12 protein-coding genes are annotated in these 13,759 nt (G+C 61.7%); 8 read left to right on the top strand and 4 right to left on the bottom strand.

Annotated elements, in window-relative coordinates; genetic code table 11:
• Positions 1 to 49: 49 nt before the first annotated feature.
• Positions 50 to 2,095 carry an HWE histidine kinase domain-containing protein gene (locus AA309_RS31955; RefSeq protein WP_084731169.1) on the bottom strand — a complete coding sequence of 682 codons (2,046 nt, stop codon included), beginning with the start codon at positions 2,093 to 2,095 and terminating at the stop codon, positions 50 to 52.
• Between the two features lie 113 nt (positions 2,096 to 2,208).
• Here AA309_RS31955 and AA309_RS12505 point away from each other — a divergent pair, with 113 nt between their 5' ends.
• The 3 genes from AA309_RS12505 (at position 2,209) to AA309_RS12495 (ending at position 6,373) form a co-directional block, all read left to right on the top strand.
• Positions 2,209 to 4,020 carry an ABC-F family ATP-binding cassette domain-containing protein gene (locus AA309_RS12505; RefSeq protein ID WP_047189357.1) on the top strand — a complete coding sequence of 604 codons (1,812 nt, stop codon included), beginning with the start codon at positions 2,209 to 2,211 and terminating at the stop codon, positions 4,018 to 4,020.
• Positions 4,021 to 4,151: 131 nt separating this feature from the next.
• The gene (locus tag AA309_RS12500; protein ID WP_084731167.1) at positions 4,152 to 5,117 is read left to right on the top strand and encodes a DUF6454 family protein; all 966 of its coding nucleotides are present in this window, start codon (positions 4,152 to 4,154) and stop codon (positions 5,115 to 5,117) included.
• Between the two features lie 140 nt (positions 5,118 to 5,257).
• On the top strand, positions 5,258 to 6,373 hold the full coding sequence (locus AA309_RS12495) for an NADH:flavin oxidoreductase/NADH oxidase (protein WP_047189356.1): 1,116 nt from the start codon (positions 5,258 to 5,260) through the stop codon (positions 6,371 to 6,373).
• A gap of 23 nt (positions 6,374 to 6,396) precedes the next feature.
• On the opposite strand, the gene AA309_RS12490 is transcribed toward AA309_RS12495, so the two are convergent.
• Positions 6,397 to 6,615, bottom strand: coding sequence for a dodecin (locus AA309_RS12490; protein ID WP_047189355.1), 219 nt, complete (start codon positions 6,613 to 6,615; stop codon positions 6,397 to 6,399).
• 69 nt (positions 6,616 to 6,684) lie between these two features.
• On the bottom strand, positions 6,685 to 7,704 hold the full coding sequence (locus AA309_RS12485) for a fumarylacetoacetate hydrolase family protein (protein WP_047189354.1): 1,020 nt from the start codon (positions 7,702 to 7,704) through the stop codon (positions 6,685 to 6,687).
• Between the two features lie 73 nt (positions 7,705 to 7,777).
• On the opposite strand from AA309_RS12485, the gene AA309_RS12480 reads away from it, so the two are divergent.
• Positions 7,778 to 8,866 carry a TRAP transporter substrate-binding protein gene (locus AA309_RS12480; RefSeq protein ID WP_047189584.1) on the top strand — a complete coding sequence of 363 codons (1,089 nt, stop codon included), beginning with the start codon at positions 7,778 to 7,780 and terminating at the stop codon, positions 8,864 to 8,866.
• Between the two features lie 77 nt (positions 8,867 to 8,943).
• On the opposite strand, the gene hmgA is transcribed toward AA309_RS12480, so the two are convergent.
• Complete coding sequence (gene hmgA / locus AA309_RS12475) at positions 8,944 to 10,311, bottom strand: homogentisate 1,2-dioxygenase (RefSeq protein ID WP_047189353.1); 1,368 nt, start codon at positions 10,309 to 10,311, stop codon at positions 8,944 to 8,946.
• Positions 10,312 to 10,482: 171 nt separating this feature from the next.
• Between hmgA and AA309_RS12470 the strand changes: the two genes are divergently transcribed.
• The 4 genes from AA309_RS12470 to AA309_RS12455 all read left to right on the top strand — a co-directional run.
• The gene (locus tag AA309_RS12470) at positions 10,483 to 10,938 is read left to right on the top strand and encodes a MarR family winged helix-turn-helix transcriptional regulator (protein WP_052954667.1); all 456 of its coding nucleotides are present in this window, start codon (positions 10,483 to 10,485) and stop codon (positions 10,936 to 10,938) included.
• Positions 10,935 to 11,561, top strand: coding sequence for a maleylacetoacetate isomerase (gene maiA / locus AA309_RS12465; RefSeq protein WP_047189351.1), 627 nt, complete (start codon positions 10,935 to 10,937; stop codon positions 11,559 to 11,561). Before AA309_RS12470 ends, maiA begins: the two co-directional genes overlap by 4 nt.
• 85 nt (positions 11,562 to 11,646) lie before the next feature.
• On the top strand, positions 11,647 to 12,762 hold the full coding sequence (gene hppD, locus AA309_RS12460; protein ID WP_047189350.1) for a 4-hydroxyphenylpyruvate dioxygenase: 1,116 nt from the start codon (positions 11,647 to 11,649) through the stop codon (positions 12,760 to 12,762).
• Between the two features lie 506 nt (positions 12,763 to 13,268).
• Positions 13,269 to 13,759, top strand: a 491-nt coding sequence (locus AA309_RS12455; RefSeq protein ID WP_047189349.1) for a porin, incomplete at its 3' end; no start/stop codon positions are given.

The raw sequence follows: 13,759 nt of genomic DNA, 5'->3' as shown, positions 1-13,759 counted from the left end.
TACGGCAGCCGCATGGAGCGCATGCTGTCCCTTCTCTTACGGACATTGATTATCCGGGCAGCGGAACGGAGATGTCATAGGAAACACCCGTCACGGCGAAATTGAGCGCCATGCAGCCGTCCAGCTCTCCCTCGATGCTTCGGCGGATCAGGCGCGATCCGAAGCCCTGGCGCTTGGGCGGTTGCACGGGGGGCCCGCCTGTTTCGGTCCAGCGGATGCGCAATTGTGACGGTCGGTCCTTGGCGGGGGTCACCGTCCACGAGAGGTTGAGCCGACCTGTGGGTACAGAAAGAGCGCCGTATTTGGCTGCGTTTGTCACCAGCTCATGCAGAACAAGGCCAAGATTGATGGCATAACGGGGCGGCAGATTCACCCTCGGCCCGTCGATCACGACCCGTTCATCGGATTCGCGCTTATAAGGGGCCAGTTCCTGCTCGGCGATATCGTGCAGATCCGCCTCGCGCCAGGATTTCAGCGTCAACAGGTTATGGGTCATGGAAAGGGCGAGCAGCCGTCCCTCGAACGCTTCCTTAAACTGCGCGGTGCTCTCAGCGGAGCGCAGGGTCTGCGCAGCAATGGATTGCACAGTGGCAAGGGTATTTTTCACGCGGTGATTCAGTTCATCGAGAAAGAAGCGCTGCTGCTCGTCCACCTGTCTGCGCTCGGTGATGTCCTGGATGATGCCGACAAGGAATGTCGGCTTCTTGTTGGCGTCATAGGATACCTTGCCTTTGGAGCTGATCCAGCGCACCCGTCCGTCCGGGCGTCGCACTCTGTACTCGTCCTCGTATTCGCCGTTGCCGAGGACAGCCGCTTTCAGTTTCTCAACGGCGCTGAGCTCATCCTCAGGATGGATCAGAGATCTCCATTCCTGCGGGTCAACCGTGGTTTCCAGAGCAGGGAAGCCGAGGAGCAGGGCTGCCTGACTCGACCAGCCGCCAATCCGTTTCCGGTGGTCATACCACCACGTTCCCATGTGGCCCGCCTCCAGCGCCAGCCGGGCCCGCTCTTCGCTGGCTTTCAGCGCTTCCTGACGCTCGGCGACATCGTCCATGAGATCGTTGAAGGCTTTTGCGAGAATGCCGAACTCACCCGATTTCTTGGGAAGATTGATGCGGGCCTGATAATCGCCGCGCCGCCAATCCTTTACGGCATTCGTCATGATCTCGAATGGTTTCGTGATGAAGGCGCGACTCGCGAGCCATGAGAGCGACAGCGCGAGGACGAGCGCAGCCGCGATCAGCATGAAGCCACGCTTGGCTGCCTGGTTGATCGACGCAAAGGCGGCCTTCGTCGACAGGCCGACATTGATGTAGATGTCTTTCGGTGGAAGTGCGAGCGGGATGTAGCCCACGACGCGCCTGACTCCGTCGACGCTGACGGTCTCGGCCGTTCCCACTTCGTTTGCCCTGGCTTGAGCTAAGTAATCCCATGGCAGCAGCTTTCCGACCAAGCCTTCCGGAGAAGGATCCTGTACGATGACGATTCCCCTCCGGTCCGCGATCGTGACCGAGCCGTTCGTCGGCACGGTCCGTTCCTTCAGTTTCTGGCTGAGCCACTTCAGATCGAGAGCCGCGGCCAACACACCCACCACATCGCCCCTATCGTTCCAGATCGGCACGGCGAGTGGCAGCACGGGATGGGGGCCGAGCGCGCCTTCGTCGAAGACCGGCGTATACTCGCCCACGACGAAGCCCTTCATGCCGAGTGCATTATGGAAATAGGGGCGATCGGCATAGTAGTGTTGCGTATCGACGGTGCCGGTCGGTCGGCAACGGATATGTCCGCTGATGTCCATAGCGACGAAGGACAGGACATACGGCACTTTTTCCTGAATTGCTTTCAGATACGGACTGCAGGCTGCGGTATCGAACGTGCGGATGGATGGGGTTTCATCCACAGCGAGCAGAAGGCCGTGGATCCCGTCAAAGATTCTCTCGAGTTCCGCACCCACCAGTTGGGCCTGCCGGACGGCAAGGTCGTTTACCTCTGCTTCCCGGGCCCGCCGCAGCGAAACCTCCGTAAACGCCCAGATGACGATCGCCGGCAGAACGGAGATCAACGCCAAAAGGAGCAAACGTCTCGTCAGAGTCATGCAGGAGTCCAGCCAGATGGGAGCAGGGGATCATAAAGATCGTTGAGCGTCCACCCCGTAACACCCACAGAGTGGTCTTGCATCCTCAGGCAAGAGGTGTCAGGTGAGCAGGAATGGCTCTTCCTCCTCTTCTTCTTCTCCAGGACATCGCGCTCACTTTCGGCGGAACGCCCCTGATCGAGAGCGCGGAACTTTCCGTCTCGCCCGGCGAGCGCGCCTGCCTCGTGGGCCGTAACGGCTCGGGCAAATCCACCCTGCTCAAGATTGCCGCAGGCATGATCGAGCCGGACAGCGGGAAGCGCTTCGTCCAGCCCGGCGCTACCGTGCGCTACCTGGCGCAGGAGCCGGATCTGAGCGCCTTTCCGAATACCCTGGCCTATGTGGAATCCGGCCTCGGCCCGGGCGATGATCCTTACCGGGCACGCTACCTGCTGGAGCAGCTCGGCATGACCGGCGAAGAGAAGCCTGCCGATCTCTCGGGCGGGGAGGCCCGCCGGGCGGCGCTCGCCCATGTGCTGGCTCCGGAGCCCGATATTCTGCTGCTGGACGAGCCGACCAACCATCTCGACCTCCCGGCCATCGAGTGGTTGGAAAGCGAGTTGGAGAGTTTGCGCTCCGCCCTCGTGCTCATCAGCCACGACCGGCGCTTCCTGGAAAGCCTGTCCCAGTCCACCATCTGGCTCGACCGGGGCCGCACCCGGCGCATGGACCAGGGCTTTGCCCATTTCGAGGAATGGCGCGATCAGGTGCTGGAACAGGAGGAGGCCGAGCACCACAAGCTCGGTCGCAAGCTCGTGGCCGAAGCCGATTGGCTGCGCTACGGCGTGACCGCAAGGCGCAAGCGGAATGTCCGACGTCTCGGCAACCTCCATGCCATGCGTCAGCAATACCGCGACCGCAAGCGCGCCGTCGGCATGGTCAATATGACCCTGGCCGAGGCCGAGCAGTCCGGCACCCTCGTGGTGGAGGCGGAGGGCATCTCGAAGGCTTACGGCGCGCGTCCCATCGTTTCGAACCTCTCCTTGCGCATCCTGCGCGGCGACCGGCTCGGCATCATCGGTCCGAACGGCGCGGGCAAGACCACGCTCATCAACCTGCTCACCGGCAATCTCGAGCCGGATTCGGGGCGGGTGCGCCTGGGCTCCAACCTGCAGATGGTCACCCTGGACCAGCGGCGCGCGAGCCTCGATCCCAACGCGACGGTGGTCGAGACGCTCACCGGCGGGCGAGGGGATAGCGTCACCATCGGCGGGCAGACGAAGCACGTGATCGGCTATATGAAGGACTTTCTGTTCTCGCCCGAGCAGGCCCGCACCCCCGTGGGCGTGCTCTCCGGCGGTGAGCGCAATCGTCTCATGCTGGCCCGCGCCCTGGCTCAGCCCTCGAATCTTCTCGTTCTCGACGAACCGACCAACGATCTCGATCTCGAAACCCTCGACCTGCTGCAGGAAATGATCACGGATTATTCCGGCACGGTCATCCTGGTCAGCCACGACCGCGACTTTCTCGATCGCACGGTGGGCTCCGTCCTCGTCTCGGAAAACGAGGGGCGCTGGATCGAGTATGCGGGCGGCTATTCCGACATGGTGGCCCAGCGCGGCCAGGGCGTGCAGGCCCGTACCGCCGAGAAGGACGTGAAGCCGAGGAGTGCCGAGAAACAAGCTGCTGCGCCTTCGGCTCAAGCCAAGCGGAAGCTCAGCTTCAACGAGCAGCACGACCTCAAGACTCTGCCCAAGCGCATGGAGGAGCTGGAGGCCAAGATCGCCAAGGTCCAGGAGATCCTCGCCGATCCGGAACTCTATTCCCGCGACCCCGCCCGGTTCCAGAAGGCAATGGACGCGCTCACGCAGCTGCAGGCGGATCTGCATGCGGCGGAAGAGCGGTGGCTGGAATTGGAGATGCTGCGTGAGGAGCTGGAGGGATAAGGTCGACCCGTCACCCCGGTCCGCACAATGAGCGTTCGGTATGACCTAACGGCATTGCTGAGGATGGGAACTCGACACTAAAGTGACATCACCCGCTCGCTAGAAGCGGATCGTCACCAAGGAGGAGTGTGATGAACTGCTTTTCACGATATTTCCTGACCGTATTTCTGACGATGCTCAGTGTCGGGGCGGTGCCCTCGGTCCTGCAGGCGGCCGATCTCGATCGGGATCTCTTGGCCGAACGGGTCACCAAGCTGTCTCGTGGCACGCAGTGGAGGCCGGTCTCGGCCGTTCCGATCAACTTCATGACCTATCATCCGCAGGGCATGGTGAGGATCGGCGATACGCTGTTCGTGTCGTCTGTGGAGATCAAGGAACCGACCAGGCGCTTTCCGCAGCCCGTGGATGGTTATGACCGGGACACGGGTGCGGGCGTGGGTCATCTCTTCAAGATCGACATGAAGGGCAACCTCATCTCGGAGATCACCCTCGGGGAAGGCTCGATCTATCATCCGGGCGGGATCGATTATGACGGGCGCTATATCTGGGTGCCGGTGGCGGAATATCGGCCGAACAGCCGCTCCATCGTCTACCGGGTCGATCCGGAGACAATGAAGGCGGAGGAGATGTTCCGCTTCGCGGACCATATCGGCGGCGTGGTTCACGATACCGACGACAATTCCCTGCATGGCGTGAGCTGGGGTTCGCGCCGGTTCTATCGCTGGACTCTCGATGCCGGCGGCAAGCCCACCAATGGGGATGAATCGCCTGAGAAGCTGAGGAAGCTGAACACGTCGCACTATCTCGACTATCAGGACTGCAAATACACTGGCAATCACCGCATGCTATGCTCCGGCGTCACGGAAATGCGGGTCACGCCCGATCAAGCTCCGTTCCGGCTCGGCGGGCTCGATCTGGTCGATCTCACCGATGGGCGCCCTCTCTTCCAGACGCCGGTGCTGCTCTGGACCGCTTCCGGGTTCGACATGACCCACAACCCGGTCTGGATGGAGACGAGCGAGGCGGGGATTCGCGGCTACTTCATGCCCGAGGACGACAAGTCCGTGCTCTACATCTACGAGGCCGAGGTGAAGTAGCGAATTGTCACCTGGTGGGCGACGATGTTTATGGGGGACATCGTCGCCCGTCTCGGCTGATCGCTCCGCTTAGACCTTTTGGATCTCTTGCGCGTTTTAGCTCGGTGACTTCGAGCCCTGCCGTTACCTGGGAGACAGCTATGGCCCATGCAAATCTGTTCACGCCCTTCCGGGTCGGAGAGCTTGAACTTCCCAATCGGATTGTGATCGCACCCATGTGCCAGTACTCGGCCGAGAACGGGTGCATGACCGACTGGCACGTGATTCATCTCGGTCAGCTGGCTCTCTCGGGTGCCGCGCTCCTGACTATCGAGGCGACCGCAGTCGTGCCGGAAGGGCGCATCACCTATGCCGACGTGGGCCTTTATTCGGATGAGTGCGAAGCCGCCATGGGGCGCGTTCTGGACAGCGTCCGACGCTGGTCCGACATGCCGTTTGCCATTCAATTGGCTCACGCCGGGCGCAAGGCTTCCACGGAGGTGCCCTGGAAAGGGGGGCATCAGATCTCACCGGATCACGCCAACGGCTGGCAGACGGAAGCGCCCTCGGCGCTTCCATTCGCTGCCGGTGATGTGCCTCCGACCGCGCTGGACCGGGATGGGCTGGCGCGCGTGCGTGATGCTTTCGCCGAAGCAGCCAGGCGGGCTTCGCGGCTAGGCATCGATGCGGTGCAGATCCATGCGGCTCACGGTTACCTGATCCACGAGTTCCTCTCGCCACTGTCCAACCAGCGAACGGACGATTACGGTGGTTCGGTGGAGAACCGGATGCGCTTTCCGCTCGAGGTGTTCGATGCCGTTCGCGCTGCCTTTCCGGCGGAGCGGCCCGTCACGGTGCGGGTCTCGGGAACCGACTGGGCCGAGGGCGGGTGGACGATCGAGGAGACCGTCGCCTTCGCACAGGCGCTCGAAGCGCGCGGATGCAGTGGGATGCACGTTTCGAGCGGCGGTCTTTCCTCGGCGCAGCAGATCCCCGTGGGGCCCAGCTATCAGGTGCCGCTTGCGCGCGCCATCAAGGCAGCCACCAGGATGCCGGTCATCGCGGTCGGTCTGATTACCGATTATGTGCAGGCGGAGGCCATTCTCGCCACCGGCGATGCCGACCTCATCGCCTTGGCCCGAGCCATTCTCTACGATCCGCGCTGGCCTTGGCACGCGGCCGCGTATTTCGGCGCCTCCGTCAAGGCGCCAAATCAGTACCTGCGCTCACAGCCCCATCAGTATCCCCGTCTCTTCGATGTTCGTGCGGACGACTGACTTCACGGGAGCGGCGCTGAGGGTTACTGGCTGCCTTCTTCAAGGGTGAAGCCTGCCTTCAGCACCACCTGATAATGGCGCACCTCGCCGTTCTCGACATGCCCACGGGTTTGCAGGACTTCGAACCAACGCAGGTTTCTCAATGTCTTGCCCGCGCGACTGATCGCCGTCTGAATGGCATCCTCGATGCTCTCCGTGGATGAGCCGACGAGTTCGACAACTTTGTAGACGTGATCGTCCATGGGGTGCTCCCTGCGTTGCTTGCACGCAGTGTTGTAGAGCGCTCCGGGCGGTCGCCTATGGGAGACGCATCAAGTCTCCTTCCGATAAGCCACAACCTCCTGCTCGATCGCGCCGAAGATCGAGTGGCCTTCCTTGTCCTTCATCTCGATGCGGACCGTATCGCCGAAGCGCATGAAGGGCGTGCGGGCCTCGCCGTGGAGGATGGTTTCCACCGTGCGCTGCTCCGCAAGGCAGGAATAGCCGAGGCCGCCATCGTCGATGGGTTTGCCCGGCCCTCCGCCTTCGTCCTTGTTAGAGACGGTGCCCGAGCCGATGATCGTGCCGGCTCCGAGCGGCCGGGTCTTGGCGGCATGCGCGATGAGCGTCGGGAAGTCGAAGGTCATGTCCACCCCGGCATTGGGCCTGCCGAAGGGCTTGTCGTTGAGGGTGGAGAGGAGGGGCAGGTGAACCTTGCCACCATCCCATGCATCATTCAGCTCGTCGGGCGTGACGGCCACGGGAGAGAAGGCTGAAGAGGGTTTCGACTGGAAGAAGCCGAAGCCCTTGGCGAGTTCGGCAGGGATCAGGTTTCTCAACGAAACGTCGTTGACGAGAACGACGAGGCGGATGGCATTTGCTGCTTCCTCCCGGGTCGCGCCCATGGGCACGTCATCCGTGATCACGGCGATTTCCGCCTCGAAATCAATGCCTTGCGCCTCGCTGACGGCGATGATCGGATCACGTGGCCCGAGGAATGAATCCGAGCCGCCCTGATACATGAGCGGATCGGTCCAGAAGGATTGGGGCATCTCGGCCCCCCGGGCTTTGCGTACCAGCTCTACGTGATTCACATAGGCCGATCCGTCCGCCCACTGGTAAGAGCGGGGCAGGGGCGAAGCGCAGTCATGCTCGTGAAAGCGGAAGGAGGGCACGGATCCGTGCTCCAGCTGTTCCGCGAGGTCACGCAGGCGAGGCTCGACTTTTTCCCAATCGTCGAGGGCTTGCTGTAGCGTCGGAACAATGAAAAATGCGTCCGTCGCGCGGGTCAGGTCCCTCGAGACGATTACGAGCCGGCCATCACGGCCCTGTTTGAGCGAGGAGAGCTTCATAGCCACCCACCTGGTTGTTGTGGTTTATTGAGCTTGCAACGAAAGAGTCCGCGGGGAAACGCCAATGACGACGATGAAGAGAAGAAACTTTCTGAAGGGGGCTGGCCTTGCGGCCGCAGCCACCACGGTGGCGGCCCCCGCCATCGCTCAGTCCAGCCCCGAAATCCGCTGGCGTCTGACCTCGAGCTTCCCCAAGTCGCTCGACACGATTTTCGGCACGGCCCAGACCTTCGCCAAGTACATGGCGGAAGCGACCGACAACAAATTCCAGATCCAGGTCTTCGCCCCGGGGGAGATCGTCGGCGGTCTCCAGGCCATGGACGCGGTCGAGAACGGCTCCGTCGAACTCGCCCATACCCCGACCTATTACTATATCGGCCGCGAGCCGGCTCTCGGCGTCGCCACCGGCCTGCCGTTCAGCCTCAATGCCCGTCAATCTCATTCCTGGTGGCACTTCGCCGGCGGCAAGGAGATCATCAACGAGGTGCTCGCGAAGTATAACTGCACCTCGCTGGTCTGCGGCAATTCCGGCGCGCAGATGGGCGGATTCTTCCGCAAGGAGATCAACACCGTCGATGATCTGAAGGGTCTCAAGTTCCGCATCGGCGGCCTCGGCGGCCAGGTCCTCGCCAAGCTCGGAGTCGTGCCGCAGCAGATCGCCCCGGGCGACGTGTATCCCGCTCTCGAGCGTGGCACGCTCGATGCGGCAGAGTTCGTCGGCCCCTATGACGACGAGAAGCTCGGCTTCCTGAAGGTCGCGAAGTACTACTACGCGCCCGGCTTCTGGGAGGGTGGTGCCATGCTGCACCTCGTCATCAACAAGGCGAAATGGGACGAGCTGCCCAAGCACTACCAAGCCATTATGTCCAACGCTGCCGAGGCTGCAAACAACTGGATGCTGGCAAAGTACGACGCCGTGAACGGCCAGGCGCTGCGCCGCATGGTGGGCGCGGGTGCCGAGCTGCGCACCTTCTCGCAGCCCATCATGGAGGCTTCGCTCAAGGCGGCCAACGAGCTTTACGACGAGCTCTCGGCCAAGAACGCGAACTTTAAGAAGGCCTATGACTCGATGGTGGCTTATCGCAACGATGTGCTGCCTTGGTGGCAGCTCAACGAATACGCCTTCGACACCTTCATGATCCGCACACGCGGACGGGCGTAGGCCTCGGAAGCCTTGAATGCCTAAGAGAGGCCGGTGCCCTGCGCCGGCCTTTTTCTCGTGCGTGTCGAATGTAGCCCTCACTTCGGCTCGCGCTTGTTGGGGTCGAAGTGCTTTTTCAGATCGCGCCAGCAATCGATGTAGTTGTCCTGAAGCGTCGGCAGTTCGGCCGCGTATTTCGTTACGCGCTGCGGGAAGCGCGTTTCGAACATGAAAGCCATGGTGCCGGTGAGCTTCACCGGCTTCAGCTCCACATTGCTCGCATGTTCGAAAGCCGTCGTGTCGGGACCATGTGGCAGCATCTGGTTGTGCAGCGACATGCCGCCCGGCACGAAGCCTTCGGGCTTCGCGTCATAGACGCCGTAGATCAGGCCCATGAATTCCGACATCAGGTTGCGGTGATACCAGGGCGGGCGGAAGGTGTTTTCCGCCACCAACCAGCGCTCTGGGAAGATCACGAAATCCACGTTCGCCGTGCCGGGCGTCTCGGAGGGTGCGGTGAGCACGGTGAAGATCGACGGGTCGGGATGATCGAACATGATCGCGCCGACCGGCGAGAAATGGCGAAGGTCGTACTTGCAAGGCGCGTAGTTGCCGTGCCACGCCACCACGTCGAGCGGCGACTGGTTGATCTCCGTGCGATAAAGCTCGCCACCCCACTTCACGAAGAGCAAGGAGAGGGCTTCCTTGTCTTCATAAGCTGCAACCGGCGTGAGGAAGTCGCGTGGGTTGGCTAGGCAGTTCGCACCGATGGGACCGCGATCAGGCAGGGTGAAGGAGCCGCCGTAGTTCTCGCACACATAGGCGCGCGCCGCGCCGTCGATGAGTTCGACCTTGAAGATCACGCCGCGCGGGATGATGCAGATCTCGCCGGGCTCGATGTCGATCACGCCGAACTCGGTGCGGAAGCGCAGCTTACCCTGCTGCGCCACGATGAGATACTCGCCGTCCGCATTGAAGAAATACTCGTTGTCCATGGACCGCGTGACGAGAAGCACATGCGCCGCCATGCCGGTCTGCGTGTCGGAATCGCCCGCCGTCGTGATGGTGCGAAGACCAGACACGAAGGTGAGTGCCTCATCCGGGATCGGTGTCGGATCCCAGCGCAACTGCCCGAGAGGGAGATCACTCTCTTCACGCGCCGCTGGCGCCGTGCGCATGTGGCCCTTGTCCACTTTCACGTAGCGACCGGAGTGCTTTACCGACGGACGAATGCGGTAAAGCCAGGAGCGCTGGTTGGTTGCTTGCGGGGCCGTAAAGGGTGAGCCGGAGAGCTGCTCGGCATAAAGGCCGTAATTGATCTTCTGCGGCGAGTTGCGCCCGATGGGCAGGGCCCCCTCCAGCGCCTCCGTCTCGAACGAATTGCCGAAGCCCGACATGTAGCCCGGCACGATAGCGCTTTTGCGTGGCTCATCGGATTGGAAACCGGAGACGTTCTGAACGTTCATAGGCGTTCTCCCTGGAACGGAGCCGATCGCAGTCTCGTTTGATATTGGCCGGACGGCTCGCAAATCTAGTTGCTAATGCAACGAATTTATCCTATTAGTTGCATCAGCAACAAAATTTTGTCAACCATGGCCCCACGTTCCGCAGCAAAGAAACAGGAGGCTCCCAGCCCTATGGTGGTCCTGGAGCATTTCCTGCCCTACCGCCTCAATGTGCTGGCGAGCCTGACCTCGAACGCGCTGGCGCAGATCTACGCCGAGAGGTTCGGCCTCTCGATTCCCGCTTGGCGGGTCATTGCGACGCTTGGCCAGTACGAATACCGCACGGCCCGGGACATCGCGGCTCACGGTGTCATGCACAAATCCACCGTCTCGCGGGCGGTCTCGGCCCTGGAGCAGCGCGGTTTGATCGCGCGCCGCCCAAACGAGGACGATCGGCGGGAGGAACTGCTGCAGCTGACGGAGGAAGGGCGGGAGATCTACGAGGCCTTGGCTCCCGAGGCGCTCGCCTTCGAGGAGCGCTTCATCTCCGTGCTGACCGAGGAGGAGCAGAGGGTTCTCGCCTCCCTCATCGATCGCCTGAGCGGCCACGCGCGCCAGATGGCACCTGAAGGGGAGGCGGAAGGGTGAAGCTCTACACTTATTTTCGCTCCTCGGCGGCCTACCGGGTCAGGATCGCTCTCAATCTCAAGGGCGTGCCATACGAATCCGTGGCCGTGAACCTTCTCAAGGGCGAGCAGCGGGGAGAAGCATATGGCGCCATCAACCCTCAGAAGCGCATTCCCGCTCTCGACATCGGCGGCACGATACTGATCCAGTCTCCCGCCATCCTCGAATATCTCGATGAGGTTTACCCGGAGCCGCCCCTGCTGCCCGTCGGTGCCGTGAATCGCGCGAAGGTACGCGCCATCGCGTCGATCATCGGCTGCGATGTTCATCCGCTCGACAATCTTGGGCCTCTCAATTATCTCAAGAAAAAGCTGGGGCATGATCAGGCGATAGTCGATGCTTGGTATGCCCATTGGGTCCGCGAAGGATTCGACGCTATCGAGGCACTTATCGAGCCCGGCCCCTATGTTTGCGGCTCGCGCGTGACGCTCGCTGACATTTACCTCGTGCCGCAGGTCTTCAATGCGCGGCGCTTCAACATCCCGCTTCATGCCTATCCGAAGATCGTCGCGGTGGATGCAGCCTGCGCTGAACTCCGCGCCTTTCAGGATGCCGCGCCGGAACGCCAGCCGGACGCGGTGTGAGAAGGGGCGCATCCCGTGTGAGGCATGCGCCGACGAAAAACCGGCAGGCCCTCAATGAGCCTGCATCCATGACAGGAGGAAAGCCATGGGACCGTTCCCGCACGACGCACCGCCACCGGCCATCAGCGAAGACAATCCGATGGGGACCGACGGTTTCGAGTTCGTGGAATTCTGCCACCCCGATCCGCAGGCGCTGGATGAGCTGTTCAAGACGATGGGGTTCTCCGTCGTCGCCAAGCACCGCTCGAAGAACGTGCTCCTCTACCGGCAGGGCGACATCAATTTCATCGTGAATGCACAACCCGGCTCCTTCGCCGAACGCTTCGCCAGCCAGCACGGCCCATCCGCTCCAGCCATGGCTTTCCGCGTGGTCGATGCGAAATATGCCTATGAGCGCGCGCTCTCCATGGGCGCCAAGCCGGCACAGACGCAGGTCGGTCCTAATGAACTCGAGATCCCGGCTATCGAAGGCATCGGTGGCCTGCAGATATATTTCGTCGACCGCTACGGTGCGAAGGGCTCCATCTATGATGTGGACTTCGAGTGGCTCGGTGAGAAAGATCCCAAGCCGCGCGGCGTCGGCCTCTATTATATCGACCACCTGACCCATAACGTTTATCGCGGCCGGCTGAACGAATGGGCGGGTTTTTATGAGCGTCTCTTCAACTTCCGGCAAATCCGCTACTTCGACATCGAGGGCAAGCTGACAGGCCTGCATTCCCGCGCGATGACGAGCCCCGACGGCAAGATCCGCATTCCGATCAACGAGGATGCCGGCGAGACCGGGCAGATCGAGGAGTATCTGCAGGAGTATAAAGGCGAGGGCATTCAACACGTCGCCCTGGGTTCGCAAGATCTCTATGAATCCATTGAGACGCTGATCGCAAGCGGGCTCGAATTCATGCCCGCGCCGAACGACATCTACTACTCGCGCATCGACAAGCGCCTCCCGAGCCACGGCGAGCCTCTCGATCGTCTACAGAAGAACGGCATCCTCATTGATGGCGAAGGCGTCGTGGAGGGCGGGTTCACGAAGGTGCTGCTCCAGCGTTTCGGCAAGACCGCCATCGGCCCAATCTTCTTCGAGTTCATTCAGCGCAAAGGCGATGAAGGATTCGGTGAGGGCAACTTCAAGGCGCTCTTCGAATCCATCGAGGAGGATCAGATTCGCCGTGGTGTCCTGAAGCCGAAGGTGGCTTGAGGCTCCCTTTGAGGCCACGATTCGACGAAGGCCGGGACCTGCCCGGCCTTCTTTTTTCGAGTTGCAGAGGCCCAGTCCTGCCCAATATGTGGACAAACTTATTCACAGGCTCACCCGTTCGTGATTCCTGAAATTGGGGATGAGGGACTATGTTCCGGGCGCCGCTCCTCAGATTGAAAGCCCTTGAAAATTAAGGGTTTGTTAGGAACCGACCTCAAAGTTTGACGGAAGGTAAACACCTTGGGATGAAAACGTTGCCTTTGTGCAACATGCCCCTGAAAAGCCCCCCTGACTGCCCATTTTGTGCCTTCATTCGGTTGCTTGCGGAACCGCTCTGGCTAATGTGACAGAAGCGACGGGGGCACCCCAGTCGTCATTTGGTGGGTTCAGCCGAAAGGCGGGCCGCCAGATCACTAGGGGAAAAGGGTGTGTTTGGAGCTTCATCGAAGCCTTCAGAGCACAAAAGCCCGACCCCCCAAGGGTCTCGAAACTTTGGAGGTTTAACCATGAAGCTCGTTAAGAGCCTTCTGCTCGGATCGGTTGCGGGTCTCGCCGCCGTTGCCGGCGCTCAGGCCGCTGATCTTCCCGCGAAGAAGGCCGCTGCCGTCGAATACGTCCGCGTCTGCTCCACCTACGGCGCAGGCTTCTTCTACATCCCCGGCACGGAAACCTGCCTCCGCGTCGGCGGCCGTGTCCGCGCCGAACTGCGTTACGTTGAGCCGGAAACCCGCGATCAGGACGCGATCGGCTTCCGCGCTCGTGGCCGCATCCAGCTCGACGCCCGTACCGCCACGGCCTACGGCCTGCTGCGCACGTTCGTCCGCTTCGAGATCACCCGCGACACCGGCGTGTACGGCGCTTTCGTCAACACCCCGAACGTCGACCAGGCCTTCATCCAGTTCGGCGGCCTGACCGCTGGTCGCGCCCTGTCGTTCTTCGACAACGGCGACCTGCCGACCGGCCACTTCGGCACACTCCGCTTCTCGGACGCTCCGAA

Source organism: Microvirga vignae (assembly GCF_001017175.1).
Classification (GTDB): domain Bacteria; phylum Pseudomonadota; class Alphaproteobacteria; order Rhizobiales; family Beijerinckiaceae; genus Microvirga; species Microvirga vignae.
Note: the sequence above shows the minus strand (reverse complement) of the source record. Positions and strands in the feature narration are given on the sequence as shown.

Bases quoted from the DNA above. Each gene is read 5' to 3' on its own strand.
- AA309_RS31955 (WP_084731169.1), bottom strand. From the start codon at position 2,095: ATGACTCTGACGAGACGTTTGCTCCTTTTGGCGTTGATCTCCGTTCTG.
- AA309_RS12505 (WP_047189357.1), top strand. From the start codon at position 2,209: ATGGCTCTTCCTCCTCTTCTTCTTCTCCAGGACATCGCGCTCACTTTC.
- AA309_RS12500 (WP_084731167.1), top strand. From the start codon at position 4,152: ATGAACTGCTTTTCACGATATTTCCTGACCGTATTTCTGACGATGCTC.
- AA309_RS12495 (WP_047189356.1), top strand. From the start codon at position 5,258: ATGGCCCATGCAAATCTGTTCACGCCCTTCCGGGTCGGAGAGCTTGAA.
- AA309_RS12490 (WP_047189355.1), bottom strand. From the start codon at position 6,615: ATGGACGATCACGTCTACAAAGTTGTCGAACTCGTCGGCTCATCCACG.
- AA309_RS12485 (WP_047189354.1), bottom strand. From the start codon at position 7,704: ATGAAGCTCTCCTCGCTCAAACAGGGCCGTGATGGCCGGCTCGTAATC.
- AA309_RS12480 (WP_047189584.1), top strand. From the start codon at position 7,778: ATGAAGAGAAGAAACTTTCTGAAGGGGGCTGGCCTTGCGGCCGCAGCC.
- hmgA (WP_047189353.1), bottom strand. From the start codon at position 10,311: ATGAACGTTCAGAACGTCTCCGGTTTCCAATCCGATGAGCCACGCAAA.
- AA309_RS12470 (WP_052954667.1), top strand. From the start codon at position 10,483: ATGGTGGTCCTGGAGCATTTCCTGCCCTACCGCCTCAATGTGCTGGCG.
- hppD (WP_047189350.1), top strand. From the start codon at position 11,647: ATGGGACCGTTCCCGCACGACGCACCGCCACCGGCCATCAGCGAAGAC.